The organism is Kutzneria chonburiensis, from assembly GCF_028622115.1.
Classification (GTDB): domain Bacteria; phylum Actinomycetota; class Actinomycetes; order Mycobacteriales; family Pseudonocardiaceae; genus Kutzneria; species Kutzneria chonburiensis.
Map to the genome: position 1 here is coordinate 8,311,976 of NZ_CP097263.1, position 19,039 is coordinate 8,331,014.

20 protein-coding genes are annotated in these 19,039 nt (G+C 69.9%); 6 read left to right on the forward strand and 14 right to left on the reverse strand.

Annotated elements, in window-relative coordinates; genetic code table 11:
* Positions 1-40: 40 nt before the first annotated feature.
* The 11 genes from M3Q35_RS38740 to M3Q35_RS38785 all read right to left on the reverse strand — a co-directional run bounded on the left by M3Q35_RS38740 (position 41) and on the right by M3Q35_RS38785 (position 9,338).
* Positions 41-1,600 (reverse strand): Na+/H+ antiporter, encoded by a 1,560-nt coding sequence (locus M3Q35_RS38740; RefSeq protein WP_273944638.1) that lies wholly within the window; start codon positions 1,598-1,600, stop codon positions 41-43.
* Between the two features lie 98 nt (positions 1,601-1,698).
* Positions 1,699-2,343 carry a response regulator transcription factor gene (locus M3Q35_RS38745; protein WP_273937531.1) on the reverse strand — a complete coding sequence of 215 codons (645 nt, stop codon included), beginning with the start codon at positions 2,341-2,343 and terminating at the stop codon, positions 1,699-1,701.
* A 432-nt stretch (positions 2,344-2,775) separates the two neighbouring features.
* Positions 2,776-3,219, reverse strand: a complete 444-nt coding sequence (locus M3Q35_RS48625) for an MBL fold metallo-hydrolase (RefSeq protein ID WP_337960514.1) — start codon at positions 3,217-3,219, stop codon at positions 2,776-2,778.
* On the reverse strand, positions 3,216-3,659 hold the full coding sequence (locus tag M3Q35_RS48630) for an MBL fold metallo-hydrolase (RefSeq protein ID WP_337960515.1): 444 nt from the start codon (positions 3,657-3,659) through the stop codon (positions 3,216-3,218). Before M3Q35_RS48630 ends, M3Q35_RS48625 begins: the two co-directional genes overlap by 4 nt.
* Complete coding sequence (gene pqqE, locus M3Q35_RS38755; protein ID WP_273937532.1) at positions 3,656-4,732, reverse strand: pyrroloquinoline quinone biosynthesis protein PqqE; 1,077 nt, start codon at positions 4,730-4,732, stop codon at positions 3,656-3,658. Before pqqE ends, M3Q35_RS48630 begins: the two co-directional genes overlap by 4 nt.
* On the reverse strand, positions 4,725-4,991 hold the full coding sequence (pqqD, locus tag M3Q35_RS38760) for a pyrroloquinoline quinone biosynthesis peptide chaperone PqqD (RefSeq protein WP_273937533.1): 267 nt from the start codon (positions 4,989-4,991) through the stop codon (positions 4,725-4,727). The genes pqqE and pqqD overlap by 8 nt, the downstream gene beginning before the upstream one ends.
* Positions 4,988-5,662: a pyrroloquinoline-quinone synthase PqqC gene (gene pqqC / locus M3Q35_RS38765; protein WP_273937534.1), complete on the reverse strand. Its 675-nt coding sequence runs from the start codon at positions 5,660-5,662 to the stop codon at positions 4,988-4,990. The genes pqqD and pqqC overlap by 4 nt, the downstream gene beginning before the upstream one ends.
* 94 nt (positions 5,663-5,756) lie before the next feature.
* Positions 5,757-5,888, reverse strand: a complete 132-nt coding sequence (gene pqqA, locus M3Q35_RS48635) for a pyrroloquinoline quinone precursor peptide PqqA (protein ID WP_337960516.1) — start codon at positions 5,886-5,888, stop codon at positions 5,757-5,759.
* A gap of 119 nt (positions 5,889-6,007) precedes the next feature.
* A complete protein-coding gene (locus M3Q35_RS38775) occupies positions 6,008-7,186 on the reverse strand; it encodes a polysaccharide deacetylase family protein (protein WP_273937535.1) in 1,179 nt (392 codons plus the stop codon).
* Between the two features lie 37 nt (positions 7,187-7,223).
* The gene (locus M3Q35_RS38780; protein WP_273937536.1) at positions 7,224-7,838 is read right to left on the reverse strand and encodes a class F sortase; all 615 of its coding nucleotides are present in this window, start codon (positions 7,836-7,838) and stop codon (positions 7,224-7,226) included.
* Positions 7,839-7,961: 123 nt separating this feature from the next.
* Positions 7,962-9,338: a SpaA isopeptide-forming pilin-related protein gene (locus M3Q35_RS38785; protein ID WP_273937537.1), complete on the reverse strand. Its 1,377-nt coding sequence runs from the start codon at positions 9,336-9,338 to the stop codon at positions 7,962-7,964.
* A 383-nt stretch (positions 9,339-9,721) separates the two neighbouring features.
* Here M3Q35_RS38785 and M3Q35_RS38790 point away from each other — a divergent pair, with 383 nt between their 5' ends.
* Both M3Q35_RS38790 and M3Q35_RS38795 read left to right on the forward strand, forming a co-directional pair.
* On the forward strand, positions 9,722-10,501 hold the full coding sequence (locus M3Q35_RS38790) for a Bax inhibitor-1/YccA family protein (protein ID WP_273937538.1): 780 nt from the start codon (positions 9,722-9,724) through the stop codon (positions 10,499-10,501).
* Between the two features lie 147 nt (positions 10,502-10,648).
* Complete coding sequence (locus M3Q35_RS38795) at positions 10,649-11,962, forward strand: hypothetical protein (protein WP_273937539.1); 1,314 nt, start codon at positions 10,649-10,651, stop codon at positions 11,960-11,962.
* Positions 11,963-11,977: 15 nt separating this feature from the next.
* On the opposite strand, the gene M3Q35_RS38800 is transcribed toward M3Q35_RS38795, so the two are convergent.
* Together M3Q35_RS38800 and M3Q35_RS38805 are read right to left on the reverse strand one after the other, a co-directional pair.
* Positions 11,978-13,198 (reverse strand): acetyl-CoA C-acetyltransferase, encoded by a 1,221-nt coding sequence (locus tag M3Q35_RS38800; RefSeq protein WP_273937540.1) that lies wholly within the window; start codon positions 13,196-13,198, stop codon positions 11,978-11,980.
* Positions 13,199-13,285: 87 nt separating this feature from the next.
* Positions 13,286-14,212 carry an SGNH/GDSL hydrolase family protein gene (locus M3Q35_RS38805; RefSeq protein ID WP_273937541.1) on the reverse strand — a complete coding sequence of 309 codons (927 nt, stop codon included), beginning with the start codon at positions 14,210-14,212 and terminating at the stop codon, positions 13,286-13,288.
* Between the two features lie 155 nt (positions 14,213-14,367).
* On the opposite strand from M3Q35_RS38805, the gene M3Q35_RS38810 reads away from it, so the two are divergent.
* The 4 genes from M3Q35_RS38810 to M3Q35_RS38825 all read left to right on the forward strand — a co-directional run bounded on the left by M3Q35_RS38810 (position 14,368) and on the right by M3Q35_RS38825 (position 18,711).
* On the forward strand, positions 14,368-15,738 hold the full coding sequence (locus M3Q35_RS38810; RefSeq protein ID WP_273937542.1) for a cystathionine beta-synthase: 1,371 nt from the start codon (positions 14,368-14,370) through the stop codon (positions 15,736-15,738).
* Between the two features lie 88 nt (positions 15,739-15,826).
* The gene (locus M3Q35_RS38815; RefSeq protein ID WP_273937543.1) at positions 15,827-17,035 is read left to right on the forward strand and encodes a hypothetical protein; all 1,209 of its coding nucleotides are present in this window, start codon (positions 15,827-15,829) and stop codon (positions 17,033-17,035) included.
* Between the two features lie 68 nt (positions 17,036-17,103).
* The gene (locus M3Q35_RS38820) at positions 17,104-17,544 is read left to right on the forward strand and encodes a hypothetical protein (RefSeq protein ID WP_273937544.1); all 441 of its coding nucleotides are present in this window, start codon (positions 17,104-17,106) and stop codon (positions 17,542-17,544) included.
* A gap of 9 nt (positions 17,545-17,553) precedes the next feature.
* Positions 17,554-18,711: a cystathionine gamma-synthase gene (locus tag M3Q35_RS38825; protein ID WP_273937545.1), complete on the forward strand. Its 1,158-nt coding sequence runs from the start codon at positions 17,554-17,556 to the stop codon at positions 18,709-18,711.
* A 65-nt stretch (positions 18,712-18,776) separates the two neighbouring features.
* Here the strand turns inward: M3Q35_RS38825 and M3Q35_RS38830 are convergent, their stop codons facing one another.
* Entirely contained in the window at positions 18,777-18,998 is a 222-nt protein-coding gene (locus M3Q35_RS38830; RefSeq protein WP_273937546.1) for a hypothetical protein, read from the reverse strand.
* Positions 18,999-19,039: the final 41 nt, after the last annotated feature.

Consider the following 19,039-nt stretch of genomic DNA (forward strand, 5'->3'; position numbering starts at 1 on the left):
AGGGTGCGTGCTCCCAGGGAATCGGGAATCTCGCCCGGGTTCACGGGTCGTCGCCGAGGCGAGCGTCCTCCAGGTCGAGGGTGCGTTGCAACCGGCGACGGGTGTTGTCGTCGATGGCGCCGTCGTCGAAAAGCCTGGCCAGCTCGGCCATTTCCACGGCGAGCAGGTCGCGGCGCAGTCTGCGGTACACGGCGGCGGTGGAGGAGCCGGGCGGCTCCTCGGGGGTGTCGCCGCGGTCGATCCGGGTCAGCAGGGCCTGCCGGAGCCGGTCGAGCACGTCGTGCGGCGCCGTCTCCAGGTCGTAGAGCTGCTCCAGGTGCGCGAGACCGGCCTCGGCCAGCCGCATGTTGGCGACGTCCTGCTCCTTGCGGGCCTCGGCCGGCGTGCGGGCGATGCCGGCCCGTTTGACCAGCGGCGCGAGGGTGAAACCCTGGGCCACCAAGGTGATCACGATGACGGTGGTGGCCAGGGCGAGCACGAGGTCGCGCTGTGGAACGGGTTGGCCGTCGTCGGCCAGTAACGGAATGGACAGCACGGCGGCGAGCGGCACCACGCCCCGTGCCCCGGCCCAGGAGACCACTGTGGACGTACGCCAGTTGAGCCGCTTGTTGCCGCGCCGGATCTGCATGATCCAGCCGAGCGGGAACACCCACAGGAACCGGACGGCGATGAGGGCGGCGGTGATCACCAGCGCCTGCCACGGCCAGCCGGGGTCGGAGCCGGCCAGCGCCCGTACCAGATAGGGCAGCTGGAGCCCGATGAGCGCGAACACGGCGCTCTCCAGGATGAAGATCACGGTGCCGTACACGGCGTCGATCTGGAGCCGGATGTGCGCGGTGGTGATCTTCGGCGTCTGCGCGCCGAGCACGATGCTGCACACCACCACGGCGGTCACGCCGGAGCCGCCGATCGTCTCCGCGAGCACGTAGGCCGAGTACGGGCTGACCAGCGCGATCACGGTTTCCAGCACGGGATCCACGGTCCGCCGCCGGATCAGCCAGATGCCGGCCGCGACCACCAGCCCGACGATCACGCCGCCGCCGGCCAACAGCGCGAACTCGCCGGCGATGGACTCGAACGACACCGCCCCGCCGGCGATCGCCGCCAGCACGGCCAGCCGGAACAGCACGAGGCTGGTGGCGTCGTTGAACAGGCTCTCGGCCTGCACCAACACCCGGATCCGTGGCGGCAGCGACAGGCGTCTACCGAGTGCGCTGACGGCAACCGGGTCGGTGCTGGCCAGTACGGCCCCGAGCACGAACGCCATGCTGGCCGGCAGCGGCGCCACGGCGGCCGCCACCAGCCCGACCACGCCGGCCGAGGCCAGCACCAGGCCGATCGCCAGCACGGTGACCGGACGCCACACCGCGCGCAGGTCCCGCCACGGCATCTCCTCGCCGGCCGCGTAGATCAGCGGCGGCAGTACGACCAGGCTGACCAGCTCCGGCGTTGCGCGGATCTCCGGGACGCCGGGCAGCAGGCCCACGACCACGCCCGCCACCACCAGCAGCGACGGCGCGGGGATGCTCAGCCGCCGGGCGAACGTGGCGACCACGGTCGCCAGCACCACCAGCAGGAGAACCGTCTCCACGCTCTGCATCGCGGGCACGCCTTTCGTCGGGGTCACCAACCACCGCCGACCAGACTTCCCGGCACACCGCCTCGAACCTTACCTAACGCGCCACCCGAAAGTGTGAATCAGCCGTTGAGGTAGGCCAGCACCGCCAGCACCCGCCGGTTGTCGTCCTCGTGCTGGTGCAGGTTGAGCTTGGTGAAGATGTTGTTGGTGTGCTTGCCGACCGCCTTCTCCGTGACGAACAGGCGCCCGGCGATCGCCGCGTTGGACCGGCCTTCGGCCATCAGCCCGAGCACCTCCTTCTCCCGTGGCGTCAGCGACCCGATCGGGGCGTCCCGCTCGCGGCTGCTCAGCAGCTGGGCCACGACCTCCGGGTCCATCGCCGTGCCGCCGTCGGCCACGCGGCGCACCGCGTCGATGAACTGCTTCACATCCGAGATGCGGTCCTTGAGCAGGTAGCCGACGCCGCCGCTGCGGTCGGACAGCAGCTCGCGGGCGTAGAGCTGCTCCACGTACTGGGACAGCACCAGCACCGGCAGCCCCGGCATCGTCCGCCGGGCCTCGATCGCCGCGCGCAGGCCTTCGTCGGTGAAGGTCGGCGGCAGCCGCACGTCCACCACCGCCACGTCCGGCTTGTGCTCGGTCAGCGCCGCCAACAGCTCCGGCCCGGACTCCACGGCCGCCACGACCTCGAAGCCGTGCGCCTGCAACAGCCGGATCAGGCCGTCCCGGAGCAGCAGCAGGTCTTCCGCGATCACTACACGCACGCTGCCGAGCTAACCACAGCTCACCGGCGGCCGAGTGCCGTTTGCAGCAGGGGCAACAGCTCCTGAGCCTTCGGTGTCTGCTCCAAGAGGGTCTCCACCCCGGGATCGTCGAAGCCTGCCCATTGCAAAACCGGTTGACGCGCTGACCAGCGCCATGCCGGTGGTGACCCCAGTGCCGCCGGCCATCGTGAGACTCAACGCCATGATCGGGATCGCGCCGAGGGCAGCGCAGGCGACAAGGCGGATCGTTCGGGCCGTGCGCAGATCGTCGGCAAGGATCCAACGCAGTAGGCGCACACTCTCGGCGACAGACGAGCCGCTGGTCTTGTTGATCACTCCGTATTTGTATGTCCTCGTCGCCCGGACATGGTGGTAGCCAGTGCCATCTGTGGACAACTCGAAGTTGTCCACAGATGTTGGACGTGCGCTTGGTCAGAGCGCCAAGGTCGTGCCGTCTTCGACGACCTCGACGCCGGCGGCGGTGATCTCGGCGGACTCGGGGGAGGCGGGGTCGAGCAGGGGATTGGTGTTGTTGAGGTGGGTGTAGATGCGGCGCATGGAGGGGAATCGTCGCAGCTGGACGAGGCTGCCGGTGTCGCCGAGGACGGGGAGGTGGCCCATGGCGGACTGGCCCTTGGCGTCGCCGGTCTGGATGCCCATCTCGTCGGGGGAGCAGAAGGTGCCGTCGAGGAAGAGGCAGTCGACGCCGGTCAGCAACGCCTCGAACTCCGGGGACCAGGTGGCGAGGCAAGGGGCGTAGAGGAGGGTGCCACCGGTGACGGGGTCGTGGAGGCGGTAGGCGACTACCCAAGAGCCGGGGAGCGCTGGGGCGTACTTGGGGCGTTTGATGCCGACGGGATGGGCGGTGGCGGTCAAGCCGGCCAGCTCGAAAGGCTCATCGGGAACGGTCTCGTGCCACGACCAACCGGCGTAGAGGTCGAGGACGGGACCGAGGCCGAGGGGGAACGCAAGGCGGTCATGGCGTTCAAAGGGGCGTAGAGGTGCTGCCCGCCGCCCTCACGAAGGGAGAACACGCCGAGCGAGTGGTCGAGCTCGGCGGAGGTGAGCAGGACGCCGCGGACAGGGGTGTCGCGGCGGCCGGGACCGGGGGTGAAGGCGGGAGAAGCCAAGAGCTGCGAACGAATGTCGGGGGAAGCGTTGAGCAGCCACCAATCGGAACCGTTGCCGCTGACGGCGAGGCAGTCCTGGGTACGGGAAGGCAACGCGCCGGAGCGGCCCTGAACGCACAGAGAACAGGCGCAGTTCCACTGGGGAAAGCCGCCGCCGGCGGCGGTGCCGAGGACGACAACCCTCACACGGACCGCCGCATGGCGAAAGCGGGCCGTGTCTCGACGATCTCGGTGGCCAGGATGTCTTGTACGAGGCCATGATCCGGGGACAAGGTGCAGACGGGATCGGTGGCGGCGGCGTCGCCGGTGAGCTGGAACGCCTGGCAGCGGCAGCCGCCGAAGTCGATCTCCTTACGGGGACAGGAACGGCACGGTTCCCGCATCCATTCGGTGCCACGGAAGGCATTGAAGGTCTCGGAGCCGTACCAGATCTCGGAAAGCGATGAGCGGGCAACGTTCTGCACGGGCAGAGAAGTGATCACGCTGGCCGCCGGGCACGGCAGCACGTCGCCGTTGGGGGCGACGGTGAGCTGGCGCGAGCCCCAGCCGTACATGCACGGCTTGGGGTTGGCCTCGTGGTAGTCGGCGATGACGTACACGATCTCCATCCGCCCGGCCAGCCGCTCCTGTGCCCGTCGCACAACGGGTCCGGCGGCGGCGAGCTGCTCGCGGGTGGGCAGCAACGCGGCTCGGTTGCGCAGGGCCCAGCCGTAGTACTGGGTGTTGGCCAGCTCCAGCCGATCCGCGTCCATCTCCTCGGCCAACGCGATGATCCCGCCGATGTGGTCGAGATTTGCCTTGTGCATCACGGCATTCACCGTGAAGGCCACACCGGCGTCTTTGATCAACCTAGCGGCGGTAAGCTTACGGTCGTAAGCTTTGACGCCGGCGATCAGGTTGGCGTTCGCGCGATCGGAGTCCTGGACGGACAGCTGCACGTGGTCGAGCCCGCGATCGACCAGGTCGGCCAGCCGCTCGGCGGTCAACCCGAGCCCGCTGGTGACGAGATTGGTGTAGCAGCCGAGACCGCTGGCGTGACCCAGCAACTCGGGAAGATCGGGGCGCGCCAACGGTTCCCCGCCGGACATGTGCATCTGGAGCACGCCGAGTTCCCGGGCCTCGTCGAAAACCCGTTGCCAGGTAAGGGTGTCCAGCTCGTCGGCCCGTGTGACGAGCTCGACCGGATTCGAACAGTAGGGGCAGTGCAGCGGACACCGGTGGGTCAGCTCGGCCAGCAACCCCAGGGGAGCCTCAGTCAACGTCCACCACCCGCCGCGCCACCAACCGGTCCACCAACTCGATCACGTCATCCGCCTGCACGCCGTCGAACTCGTCGGCCAGCGACAGTGCGATCTCGCCGACGTTGGACGAGCCGTCACACCGCGACACCACGGCCGCGGCGGTCTCGTTCAACAGCAGCACACCCTCCGGAAACAGCACGACATCGCTGTCCCGGACCTTGTCGTACGTGCACCGCACGCCCCGCCGCACGCGGGGCACGGAGTCGATGGACGTCATGAGTGATAGTCCACCGCGTCGAGAATCGCTTGCAGCACATCGCATTTGAACGCCAGCGCGGCCACGCAGGCCTGCTGTTGCTCCAACGTCCGGGCGTTCTCGACGACGATGTCCAAAGTGGACTTGCCTTCGCCGGCGATCACGGTCAGCCGGGACACGAAGTAGGCGAAGCCGTCCTCGCCGATCCACGGGTACTGCTCCCGCATGTCGGCCAGTCGGCGCTTCATCAGGCCGGGGGAGAACATCTCGGTCAGCCCGGAGGCGATCGACTCCACCCACGGCTTCGTACGAGCAAAGTTCACGTAGGCGTCGACCGCGAACCGCACACCCGGCAGCACGTGGCGCTCGTCCAGCACCTCGGCCCGGTCAAGGCCGACCGCCTCGGCCATCCGCAGCCAGTTCTCCGCGCCGCCCTCGCCGTCGCGGCTGCCGTCGTGATAGACGATCCGCTCCATCCAGTACCGCCTGACCTGCGGCAATGGACAGTTGGCCAGGATGGCCGCGTCCTTCTGCGGCAGGCTGCGCTGGTAGTACCAGCGGTTGGCCGCCCACAGCTGGAGTTCCTCACGACTGAGCTCGCCGGCGTGCAGGCGCAGGTGGAACGGGTGGTCGTGCCAGTAGCGCGGGGCCAGGGCCCGCAGCTCGGCGATGAAGTCCTCGGCCGCCAGCATGATCGACTCCTCGATGGACGCGCTGCAGTGAACGGACCATTCCCAAACTCGGAGTTGAGGAATGGTCCGTTCCGAAATTCTTCTGCTTGACCGGTCAGACCCGCGCGGCGTACGCGGTGACCTCCAGCGGCGTGTCGTAGTCGTTGAAGTCGGGCTTGACCCACGTGCGGCGGGCGGGCTTCGGCGCGGTCTTGGCGGCGCGCTTGACGGTCTTCTGCACGGACATCGCTCACTCCTTGTACGACTGGGCAAGGCCGCGGCGGAGCTCCACAGTAAGCCCTTTCTATGCCTCCCGGCTAGATATCTTCCGACCGTCCGCACCGATACTTTCGTCGGATGACCCGGTCAGTTGTGCGCGGCCGGCAGCCCGCGCAACGCGTCCAGCACGGCCGGGTCCTGCAGCTGGAGCCAGTGGATGATCTCGCTGTAGGTGGCGCACACGGTGTCCGGCTTGCCGCAGGTCTCGCCCATGAACTGCTCGACCGCGCCGGAGAAGGCCCCGCCGGCCCAGTCGTTGAAGTGGTTGGCGATCACCATCGGCGCCCGGTTGCCGTTGAACACCGTCTGGTAGACCGAGCGATAGGTGTCCAGCACGATCGGCGTGAACTCCGGCGCCCGCGCGGCGTCGTCCTCCTTGGCCCCGTCCAGCAGGTACCAGAAGTTGAAGTCCATCATCACCACGTTCTTGTCCATGGCCGGCACCCGCACCTCGGGCAGCGGGAACTCCCACAGCCCGCGGTCCACCGTCGGCCAGGTGACGCCGTAGGAGACATGGCTGGTGTCATAGACGAAACCGTGCGACTTCATCGACGGGAACAGTTGGTCCCAGTTGCCCTCGAGGCACGGCGTGCGGCCGCCCTTGATCATGTCCGGGGTGATCTTCAGGCCCTTGCCGTCCATCTCCTTCAGGAACGCGAAGAACTGGTCCAGCTCGGTGTTCCAGGCCGCGGTCGACCACGAGCCGACGCTGGGTTCGAAGCCCTGGCAGAAGTGGCCGTTGTAGTGCGTGCCGAATTCCATGCCGTCAGCCAGCGCCCGGTTCAGGTAAGCGACACGGTTGGCGATGTCGGCGTCCGAGCCGCCGAAGCCGATCTCGCTGGCGCCCTTGGGATGCCCGGGCCCGGTGTACTCGTCGGCCTCGCGATCCGGGATCAGGTACGGCCCCGACAGCATCGCGGTGACCTTGGCTCCGGTCCGTTCGGCGATCGGCAGCAGGCTCTGCCAGTGCGGGCCGGACGCGCCGCCGTCGAAAGAGAACAGGATGAACTGCGGCGGCTTCTCGCCCGGCTTGAGCTTGTGCATCCACGCCGGCTGCTGGCCGGTCGGCGGGGGCAGTGTCGGTGTCGCGCCGGCGGGGGTGGCCTGGCCCGCCGCAGTGATCGGGCCCGGATTGGTCGTCGTGGTCGTGCTCGCCTGTGTGCTGGTCTGTTGCCCCGATCCCTGTCCCATCACGATCACGACGACCACGGCGAGCACCATCGCCACCGCGGTCGTCAGCCAACCCCACCTCTGCCTGAGCCCCATGACCGGTGAGACGACGCAGCGCCGGTCTTGGTTGTCGTCAGGACACGGGGTGCGCGATCACCACACGGTTCTCGTCGTAACCCAGTGCGCCGCCGACCCACTGGCCACCGCAGGTGACCAGCACCAACCGGTGCGGGCCGGTCTGCCCGAACAGCTCGTCGGCGTGCTGCGGGAGATTGTCCTTGTCCACGGTCAGAACCTGGTCGACGGCGAAGGTCAGCCGCTTGCCGTTGGCATCGACGACCGTGACGGTCTGCCCGGCCTGGGCGCCCCACAGCTCGGCGAACGGCCCGGCGACACCGGCCCAGTTGATGTGCCCGGCGATCAGCGTCGCCCCGGCCGGGCCGTCGAGGGCCGCGCCCCAGAGCGCGGCTTTGCTCACGCCGTCGGGGATCTGGAGTGTGCCGTCACCGGCGACACCGCTGCGTACGAGCGAGGCGCGGCCACCCTTGGGCAGCAACACCGTGTTCGGCGCGGGCGGTTGCGGCGTGGCAGACGTCTGAGGAGGCGGCGGTTGCGCCGTCGACGAAGGCGCGACGGCCACCGGGGCCGGGCCGGCCTGTGGATCGACGGTCTGGCTGTGCCCGACCGGCATCGGCGTACCGGGCACCGGTTGACCGGACAGCGCCGCGCCGGCCGCCACCACGATCATCGTCAAACCGAGCGCGCCGCTGACGGCGGTGCCGGCCGCGGCGGTCGGGTTGCGGTACCGGGAGCGGCCCGCGGCAGGAACCCGCCGGCCGAGACCGGCCAGCGGGTTCCCGATGCGCGGTGCCTACCCACGCGAGCCGAGGCGACGGCGGCGCAGCAGCAGGCCGACGCCGCCGAGCGCGATCACCACGAGGCCGCCGACGCCGGCCAGCGCGGCCGGGTCGAGCTGGGTGACCGTGGCCGCGTCGGCGACCATCGGCGAGCCGCCGGCCGGGATCTTGACCGGCACGGTCGGCGTGTTCGGCGTGTTGGCCAGCTGTAGGGCCAGCGTCTTGCCCGGCTCGACCGAACCGCAGGCGCTCGGCGGCGACGAGGCGTTGAAGTTCTCGTCGTATCCGGTCGGCGCGGCCACCTCGACCAGACAGATGTCCTGCGGCGTCTGGATGTTGTCGATGGTCGCGGTGCCGTCCGCGCCGGTGGTGACGACCAGCGGCTTGCCGTCGGCGCCGTTGAGTGGGGTGCCGTCCTGCTTCACCGCGGCGGCTGTCTTGTCCTTGCCGGTGATCCGCAGCTGCACGCCGGCCAGGCCGGCGTTGGTCTTGCTGTCCACCTTGGTCACCTTGACGGTGCCCGGCGGGGTCTTCGCGGTGGTCTTGCCGGTCTCGGAGATCGGCGTCTCACCGCCGGTCGTGACCGTCCACTGCAGATTGGCCGAGGCATCCTCGGGCTTCTGCACGACCGGCTTGGCCGCCGGCCCGGTCACGTCGATCTTGAGCTGTGGGTTGGGGCCGGTCGGCGTGACGTCGACCACCACCTTGCCGTCGGCCGAGGTGGTCACGGTGTCCTTGTCGACCTTGCCGTCGGTGACGGTCAGCTTCACCGGCACGCCGCTGATCGCCTTGCCGTCGGCGTCCCGTGTGACCCCGATCGTCCACTTGCCGGCCGCGCCGATGATCTGCGGGTCGGTCGGCGCGGTGACGCTCGCCTTCCATGGCCCGTAGTTGGCCGTGACATCGTTCTGGATCTTGGTCACGAGCGCCTGGTCCAGCGACTTCAGGTGCAGGTCGGCGTCATAGCCGACGTCCTTGAAGCCCTTGCCGGGGCTGGTGTCGCCCTTGGCCGTGTAGCTGTGCAGGAGGTGCGCCACCACCGCGGCCTGCATGTTGTCGGTGGTGTTGCCGTAGCGCAGCAGCAGGTAGGAGATCTGCGCGACGGTGGGCGCGTCCAGCTTGTTGCCCCACTTGTCGGTCAGATCGCTGTCGTCCGGCACGTACTTGGTGTCGGCCTTGGGGGCGTTGAACTCCCAGCGGATGCAGTACACCGCCTTGCCCTGGACCTGGTACTGGCCGAGCCAGTCGTCGGCCTGGTCCTTGGGCATGCCGTCGTACTTCTGCGGCGGCGCGGTGGTGAGGCCGGCACCCCCGTTGTCGGGCTTGGCGGCGCTCGCCGTCGCCGGGGCCAGCACGGCCAGGCCGGCCACCATCATCGTGATCCCGGTCACCCCAGCGACCAGTTTGCTCAGTCCCATAACGGTCCTGCGCTCCCTCATGGGCGCCGTGCCGCTTCCCCGCGGCGCGGTGCCCTTCGTTAGGTCGGACGTCTTCGACGGCGGCAACCGGCGCTCGTTCCCCCGACGGAACGAGAAAGCCGTGGTAGGCCGCCCTGCGAGCCTGGCTGGCCCACGGGCGGCGGGCAAGCCGCCAGCGGGAGGATGTCCGAGGACACCGAGAGTGTCAATACGGTGTGAAGGAGTCGATCGCTAGGCCGATCGGATCAGTGCACGTTCGTCCACCTTGGTAAAGTGACCTTTGCCTCAAGGGGAACCGATCAACCCCGGTTACCGTTGTACGGGCTGTAGGCGCCACACGTTCCAGGAGGACCCAGGTGCGCACATCGAGCAACCCGGTGTTCCGTCAGCTGTCCGGCAACGGCCAGGGCGGCTACGCGGGCTTCGGGTATCAGGGGCAGCAACAGACGGGCTATGGCTACCCGTCGGCGCCGCCCACCGCCGCCGACCGGCCGATGACCATCGACGACGTGGTCACCAAGACGGCCGCCACACTGGGCACCACCGTCGTCGTCGGCGGCCTTTCGGCCGCGTTCCTCCCGCCGGGCGTCGCCCTGCTGGGTGCGATCGTCGGCCTGGTGCTGGCCCTGATCATCAGTTTCCGCCAGTCCACCAACCCGGCGCTGATCCTGGCTTACGCCGCCGCGGAGGGTGTGTTCCTCGGCGCCATCACCAAGGTCATCGACTACCTGGTGCCGGGCGTGGCCGTGCAGGCGGTCATCGGCACCGTGGTGGTGTTCGCCACCATGCTGGTGGTCTACCGGACCGGCGCGGTCAAGGTCACGCCGCGGCTGACCAAGTGGATCATCGGCGCGACCATGGGCGCGTTCGCGCTGATCGTGCTCAACCTGCTGATGTCGTTCTTCGGCCTCAACCTCGGCGTGCGCGGCAACGGCCCGCTGGCCATCATCGTCAGCCTGGTGTTCATCGGCATCGCCGCGTTCAACCTGCTGCTGGACTTCGACCAGGCCGACCGGGCCATCCGGGCCGGCGCGCCGGCCCGATTCGCCTGGTTCATCGCCTTCGGCCTGATGGTCACCCTGGTCTGGCTGTACGTCGAGATCCTGAACCTGCTGGCCCAGTTGCAACGCAATTAGTCAACACGTCTTGCCAGAAGGCGCCGGCATCCGTGAGGATGTCGGCGCTTTCCGCTGTAACGGGTGGATTTCCGTTGCGGGTGAACCCGAACCGAACCGGGCGCGTAGTGCGGATCGGTGGAGTGGGCCCTCGTGGAGGAGATACCCGTGACGGATAGACCGATGCGCTGGAAGACGATCCGGCCGACGTTCGTGTTGCCCCAACTGAAGAAGCTGACCGTGCGCAGTCGGCTCGCCCTCGGCGTGCCCGCGCTGGCGGTGGTCGCCGCGGCCGTCGCCGTGGTGGCATCTGTTGCCGTGCAAGGAGATCCGCAGCTGGCGGCCAACCAGGCCGATATCGCCAACCCGGACTGCACGCTCCAGGTGCCGGCCAATCCCTTGTCGGCCAAGGGGCTGGCCACGCCGTACCTGCTGAGCGCGGCCAGTGGCCACTGCCATGAGACCAACGCCGACCAGTCGGCCTTCGTGCAGGCGACCATTCTCGACCCAAGTACCGGCAAGCTGTCCGTGTACGACCCGCTGGTCATCGACAAGGGCAGCAAGCCGTCGATCACGCCGACGCCACCGGCCCTGCCGCGCGGGGCCGTGGTCGGCATCTGGTTCGGCTTCAACGGCACCAACCTGACGCTGCGCGGCGACACCGGCTCGTGCGTGAACGGTGACCAGGCCGGCGTGTTCGGGCAGTACGCCTACTGCAACGCGCAGCCGTTCTTCGCCGCCGCCAACAACGCGATCGCGGCGAAGAAGCTCGTCGTCCCGCCGCTGGGCACCGGCAAGGACGGCAAGCCGTGCATGACCACCCGTGACTTCGGGCTGGTCGACCAGGACCAGAGCGACAACGTCACCACGACGTACCTCCAGGCCCGTGACGGGCGCGTCGCGCAGGACACGCCGGCCAACGAGACCAAGCTGGGCTTCCAGAAGGTGCGGGCCAAGACCAGGGCCAAGCTGTCCAACGGCAGCGACAACGTGCTGCTCGACGCCTTCATGGACCCGGCGCTGGGCTGCACGCCGTTCACCGCGCCCGATCTGGCCAGCGGCAAGCAGGTCACTTCGCTGGCGCTGGACGAGATCCAGGCTTCCGTGCGGCAGGGTGCGCCGGTCGCGCTCGTGCCGACCAACGACCCGATGGTGCTGGACGGCACGAGGACCAGCGTCACCAAGACGAATCTCTACCGGGTCGGCGTGGACATGCCGGCGATCAACACCCGTACCGACACACCGCAGGGCTACTGCAAGCAGCTGTTCACCACGGGCTTGCAGCGGACCAAGTTGGACGCCCGGTTCACCAAGGTCGCCCCGTCGCCTGACCCCGGCGCCGCGAGCAACCTGTTCACGTTCCTGGCCCAGCGGCTGGCCGGGTCGTTCGACAATCTCGGCTGCGGCAAGCTGTTGCACACCAGGAACCCTGTGCACGTCGTGACGAACAAGGCCGGCGTCGTGGTCGACGCCGGCCTGTGATCGCACACGCGGGGATCAGCTCAGGCGCTCCAGCACCATGGCCATGCCCTGGCCGCCGCCGACGCACATCGTCTCGAGGCCGAACTGCTTGTCGTGGAACTGCAGCGAGTTGATCAGCGTGGTGGCGATGCGGGCGCCGGTCATGCCGAACGGGTGGCCGACCGCGATCGCGCCGCCGTTGACGTTCAGCTTGTCCAGCGGGATGCCCAGGTCCTGGTAGGACGGGATGACCTGGGCGGCGAAGGCCTCGTTGATCTCGACGAGGTCGATGTCGCCGATGGACAGGCCGGCCTTGGCCAGCGCCCGCTTGGACGCCTCGACCGGGCCGAGGCCCATGATCTCCGGCGACAGGCCGGAGACGCCGGTGGCGACGATCCGGGCCAGCGGGGTCAGGCCCAGCTCCTTGGCCTTGGTGTCGCTCATCACGACCACCGCCGCCGCGCCGTCGTTGAGCGGGCAGCAGTTACCCGCGGTGACCCGGCCGTCGGGGCGGAACACCGGCTTGAGCGTGGCCGTCTTCTCCAGCGTGATGCCGGGGCGCGGGCCGTCGTCGGCCGAGACCACCGTGCCGTCCGGCAGCGTCACCGGCGTGATCTCGCGCTGCCAGAAGCCGTCGGCGATCGCCTTCTCGGCCAGGTTCTGCGAGCGGACGCCGAACTCGTCCATCTCCTCGCGGGAGACGCCCTTGAGCAGCGCCAGGTTCTCGGCCGTCTGCCCCATGGCGATGTAGACGTCCGGGGTGTTGCTGTCCTCACGCGGGTCGTGCCACTGGCCGCCGCTGTTCTCGGCCGTGGCCACCGTGCGGGCCTCGGCGTCGGCGAACAGCGGGTTCTTGGTGTCCGGCAGGCCGTCCGAGCTGCCCTTGACGAAGCGCGACACCGTCTCGACGCCGGCCGAGACGAAGACGTCGCCCTCGCCCGCCTTGATCGCGTGGAAGGCCATGCGGATGGACTGCAGGCTGGAGGCGCAGTAGCGGGTCACCGTGCAGCCGGGCAGGTGGTCCATGCCCAGCAGCACGGACACCACGCGGCCGATGTTGTACCCCTGCTCGCCGCCCGGCAGGCCGCAGCCCATGATCAGGTCGTCGATCTGCGTCGGGTCCAGCGCCGGCACCTTGTCCAGCGCCGCGCGCACCATCTGCGCGGCCAGGTCGTCCGGGCGGATCGACACCAGCGATCCCTTGCCGGCCCGGCCGATCGGGGAGCGGGCTGCGGAGACGATCACGGCCTCGGGCATCGCGAAACTCCTTCGGTTCGCTACTGGGTAGTAACCAGCGGAGTCTAGCGACAGAACCCAGCCGGTGACTGTGTCCGAGCTCTCGAATTACGGCGCGAGCTGACGTACAGGCCGGCCGAAGCGGAGGTTGAGGCGGGCGATGAACTTGGCGGTGGGGCGGCGGGCCTCGGCCAGCGGGGACCGTGCCGGCAGCTTGGGCAGCGGCCCGCCGGTCCACACGCCGGCGACGGTGCACAGGGCGGGCAGCAGGACGGAGGAGGCGGCGTCGTAGCCGACGGCGCTGGGGTGGAACTGGTCGGGGCTGAAGAACTCGCGGGGCCGGGCCAGGAACTCGGGGGCCAGCAGGTCGGCCAGCGGCACGGGGATGGCCCCGAGCCGGGCGACGGCCTTGCGCTGGGCCCGGGCCAGCAGCAGGCTCCACACCCGCGCGATCGACTTCAAAGGCTGCGCGATCGGGCGGATCACGCCGAGATCGGGGCAGGTCCCGACGACCACGCCGCACCCGGCGTCCTGGAGGGTGCGGATCACCCGTTCGAGGCCCTCGACGGCATCGGGCACGGTGGTCAGGGTGGTCACGTCGTTGGCCCCGACGATGATCACGGCAACGTGAGGAGGCGTCACAAGAGCCAGCTCGACCTGGGCCGGCAGGTCACGGGTGGCCGCGCCCACCACGGCATAGGTGTCCAGGCGCACGGGCCGCTCGGCCTCCTCGGCCAGCCCGCGGGCCAGCACGACGGCCGGCAGCTGCTCGGCGCTGTCGACGCCAAGGCCGGCGGCCATGGAGTCGCCGAACATGGCGAACCGCAGCCCCTCGTCCTCCTCGGAAGGAGGCACGGGACCGGTGCCGTCGGGCAGGTAGACGCCGTCGGCCAGCCACGGCGGCGCGACCGGCGGACCGATGATCCGCTCCGCCCGCCGGGCCTGCCCGGTGAGCAGCCCGTACGCCGCGCCGTACAGCCCGCCGAGCGTGCCGGCGGCCAGCACGATGAACCGCAGTCCCCGCATCGCACCCATGACCGACCTCCCCCGTCCCATGTTCCCACTGCTTAGATCGTCGGCTCCGCCATTGGGATTAACACCGCACAACCCCGATGGTTCCCCGGAACGAGTTAGGCTGCGGCCAGTTCACGAGACTTCGGCACGTCGGTGCAGGAACGAGAGGGTTTTCGGTGGAGTACGTCGATCACGTAGTCGACCTCGTCGGCAACACCCCGCTGGTGCGGTTGAACTCGCTCGTCGAAGGTCTGGCGCCGCTGGTGCTGGCCAAGGTCGAGTACTTCAACCCGGGCGGCAGCGTGAAGGACCGCATCGCGCTGCGCATGGTCGAGGCGGCGGAGCGCTCCGGCGAGCTCAAGCCCGGTGGCACGATCGTGGAGCCGACCTCCGGCAACACCGGCGTCGGCCTGGCGCTGGTCGCCCAGCGCCGCGGCTACAAGTGCGTCTTCGTCTGCCCGGACAAGGTCAGCGAGGACAAGCGCAACGTGCTCAAGGCGTACGGCGCTGAGGTCGTGGTGTGCCCGACCGCGGTCGCCCCCGAGCACCCCGACTCGTACTACAACGTCTCCGACCGGCTGGTCCGGGAGATCCCCGGCGCCTGGAAGCCCAACCAGTACGCCAACCCGCAGAACCCGGAGAGCCACTACTTCTCCACCGGTCCCGAGCTGTGGCGGCAGACCGAGGGCCGGATCACCCACTTCGTGGCGGGCGTGGGCACCGGCGGCACCATCACCGGCACCGGTCGGTACCTCAAGGAGGTCTCCGAGGGCCGGGTCAAGATCATCGGCGCCGACCCGGAGGGCTCCGTGTACTCGGGCGGCACCGGCCGGCCCTACCTGGTCGAGGGCGTCGGCGAGGACTTCTGGCCGACCACGTACGACCGCGACATCTGCGACGAGATCATCCCGATCTCCGACGCCGACTCGTTCGACGTCACCCGCCGGCTGGCCCGCGAGGAGGGCCTGCTGGTCGGCGGCTCGTGCGGGATGGCCGCGGCGGCCGCGATCGAGCTGGCCCGCCGCTGCGGCCCGGACGACGTGATCGTGGTGCTGCTGCCCGACGGCGGCCGCGGCTACCTGTCCAAGGTCTTCAACGACACCTGGATGTCCTCCTACGGCTTCCTGTCCCCGGACCACTCCGGCGCGACCGCGGGCGACGTGCTGCGCCGCAAGGACGGGACGATGCCCGAGCTGGTGCACGTGCATCCGAACGAGACGGTGGCCGAGGCGGTGGCCATCCTCCGCGAGTTCGAGGTGTCCCAGATGCCGGTGGTCAACGCCGAGCCGCCGGTGATGGCGGCCGAGGTGGCCGGCGCGGTCAACGAGCGGGACCTTCTCGACGCCCTGTTCACCGGAAAGGCGCAGCTGGCCGACCGCGTCGAGCAGCACATGTCCCCGCCGCTGCCGACCATCGGCGCTGGTGAGCCGGTCGGCGTCGCGATGGACGCGCTGTCGGCCGCGGACGGCGCCATGGTGCTCGTCGACGGCAAACCGGCCGGCGTGGTCACCCGGCACGACATCCTCGGATTTCTCGCTGGTCGATGAGTATTGCGAGGTGTGCGGCGGGGCTGCGGCGTATGGGCTAGCGTTACGCCCGACGTGACGTCAAGGGCCCAAGGGGGTTGGAAACCCGATGAGTGATCCACAGCCGCCGGAGACCGGTGACTCCGCGGTGAACCCGGAGGCCACGCAGGTGGTCGGGGCGGGATCCCAGCCGCCGGCCACCAGCCCCGCGGACGCCAATGCCACCCAGGTGGTGCGGCCGGGCGACCTGCCGTCACCGGGAGCGACGACGCCTCCGCCGCCGCCCGCCGACTCGACCCAGGTGGTGCCGCCCGGCCAGCAGCCGCCGGCCGGGCCGACCTACAGCCCGCCCGGGTACGCCAACCCGCCGAGCGGCCCGATGCCGGCCCAGCCCTCCTTCGGGCAGCCGGCGCCGAGCCCGTTCGGCCAGCAGCCGCAGCCGTTCGGCGCGCCGGCCAGCGGCGGCTTCCCCCAGCAGCCGGGCCAGCCGCCGTTCGGCCAGCCCCAGCCGGGTATGCCGGGCCAGCCCCAGCCGGGGCAGTTCGGCCAGCAGCCGTACGGCGCCCCGCCGCAGCCGGCGTGGGCGACCCAGCAGCCCGGCGCCTACGGCGCTTCGGGCATGGCCGGTGGCAGCGCCGGTGGCGCCAACACGCTGCCGATCGCGATGTGGGCGACCATCGGCCTGATGAGCCTCGGTCTTGTCCTGGGCATCATCGGGCTGATCTCGCTGTTCTCCCTCCGGTACGGCGCCGGCCTGGCCATCACCACCGGCGTGATCACCCTCGTGGTGTTCGCCGGTGTCGCCGCCTGCGCGTGGTTCGCCGGCCAGGGGCAGAGCTGGGGCCGGATCGTCATCACGGTGCTGCTCGGCCTCGGCATCGTGTTCTCGTTGATCGGCATCGGCAGCGGCGCGGTGTCCGCCCTGATCCGGATCGTGGTCGCGATCGGCCTGCTGGTGCTGTGGTGGCTGCCGTCCACCTCGGCGGCCATGGCGGCCAAGGCCGGCGCGGCCCCGCAGGGCGGTGGCTACGGCCAGTTCGGCCAGCCGTTCGGTCAGCAGCCCTTCGGCCAACCGCAGCCGGGCCAGCCCTTCGGCGCGCCGCAGCAGCAGTTCGGCCAGCAGCAGTACGGCCAGCCCCAGCAGCCCCAGTACGGCCAGCCGCAGCCGCCGCAGTTCGGTGCGCCGCAGCAGCAGCCGCCGACCGGTGGTTTCGGCGCCCCGCAGGCCCCGCAGTTCGGCCAGCCCGCGCCCTACGGCCAGCCGCCGCAGCAGCCCGGCTTCGGCCAGCAGCCGCCGCAGGGGCCTTACGGCCAGTGAGGTAGCTCGTCTCGACGCCGCCGGGTGGTTCCACTGCGAACCACCCGGCGGCGTTTTATGTTGACCTGATGAAACCTCGGGTTTCGGCCGGCACCACGGTGACCGCGGCCGTGCTGGCGCTGGCCATCGTGGTCATCTCGGTGGTGCGCCAGTGGACGCTGCCCGGCGGGGTCTCGCTGCTGCTCGAGTACGGCGGCGTGCTGGAGATCCTCTTCGAGCTCGTCCTCCCGGTGCTCGTGCCCCTGCTGCTGCTCGTCGCCGCCATCCTGATGCTCGTTCGGGTTCCGGCCGGGCGGCCGCTGGCCGTGGTCGGCGCCGCGCTGGTGATCGCCGTGCCGGTGGCGGTGTTCGCGATCGTCGGCCAGTTCCCGTGGGACATCTCACGGTCGGCCGGCAGTGCCGTCCTGCTGTACCTGCCGATCGCGCTGGCGGTCATCTTGATCGTGGTGGCCTCGGCCCCCGTGACCGGCGCGTATCTGCGTTCGAAAGGGGCCAGTGCCGCAACGTAGGCTCTGTGCATGACGGACAGCACCGCCCGACACGGTTTCGAGACCAGGGCGATCCACGCCGGGCAGGAGCCTGACCCGCACACCGGCTCGGTCATCGTGCCCATCTACCAGACCTCCACGTTCGCCCAGGACGGCGTCGGCGGGCTGCGGGCCGGCGGCTTCGAGTACTCGCGTACCGCCAACCCGACCCGTACCGCGCTCGAGGAGTGCCTCGCGTCACTGGAGGGCGGCCGGCACGGGCTGGCGTTCGCCTCCGGCATGGCCGCCTCCGACATCGCGCTGCGCTCGCTGGTCCGCCCGGGCGACCACGTGATCATCCCGGACGACGCCTACGGCGGCACGTTCCGCTTGGTGGACAAGGTGCTCAGCCAGTGGGGCGTCGAGCACACGCCGGTGCATCTGTCCGATGTGGACGCCGTGCGGGCCGCGGTTCGCCCGGAGACCAAGGTGATCTGGGTCGAGACGCCCACCAACCCGCTGCTCGGCATCGCCGACATCGCCGCGTTGGCCGGCATCGCCCACGAGGCCGAGGCGCGTTTGGTGGTGGACAACACCTTCGCCACCCCGTACCTCCAGTCGCCGCTCGGTCTCGGCGCCGACATCGTGCTGCACTCGACCACCAAGTACCTCGGCGGTCACTCCGATGTGGTCGGTGGCGCGTTGATCACGTCCGACGACGAGCTGCACGAGAAGTTCGCCTTCCTGCGCAACGCCGCCGGCTCCGTGCCCGGGCCTTTCGACTCGTGGCTCACGCTCCGTGGCCTCAAGACGCTCGCCGTGCGCATGGAGCGGCACAGCGACAACGCCGAGCGCGTGGTCGAGGCCCTTGTCAGCCACCCCAAGGTGACCAAGGTCTTCTACCCCGGCCTCGTCGAGCACGCCGGTCACGAGGTCGCCGCCAAGCAGATGCGCCGCTACGGCGGCATGGTCTCGTTCACCGTCGCCGGCGGCGAGCAGGCCGCCCTGGACGTGTGCGCCGCCACCAAGCTGTTCACCCTGGCCGAGTCGCTCGGCGGCATCGAGTCGCTGATCGAGCACCCCGGCAAGATGACCCACGCCAGCACCGCCGGCTCGGTCCTCCAGGTGCCGGACGACCTGGTCCGCCTGTCCGTCGGCATCGAGTCGGCCGACGACCTGGTCGAGGACCTGCTGGTCGCGCTCGGCTGAATGTCACAGGGCTGACCGCGCGAAGGGCTCCCCACCGGTTCGGGTGGGGAGCCCTTCGTCTGCCGTCAGGGGCGGACGCCGGTCGCGGTGTCCTTGGCGCCCGGGAAGTCCTGCTTGTCGACGCAGCTGCCGACCAGTTCCACCACGTTGCCGTTGACCACGTAGTGCCCGGCGTCAGCGCAGCCGGCCTGCGACACGGTGAACACGGCCGCTCCGGCCAGTGCCGCGGCGCACGCGACCGCCCCGATCAGCGGCAGCACCCCGGCGATGCGGGCCACGCGTGCCATGCCACCTCCACGATGTCCAAATCCCGGCGTAGTTGTGCACT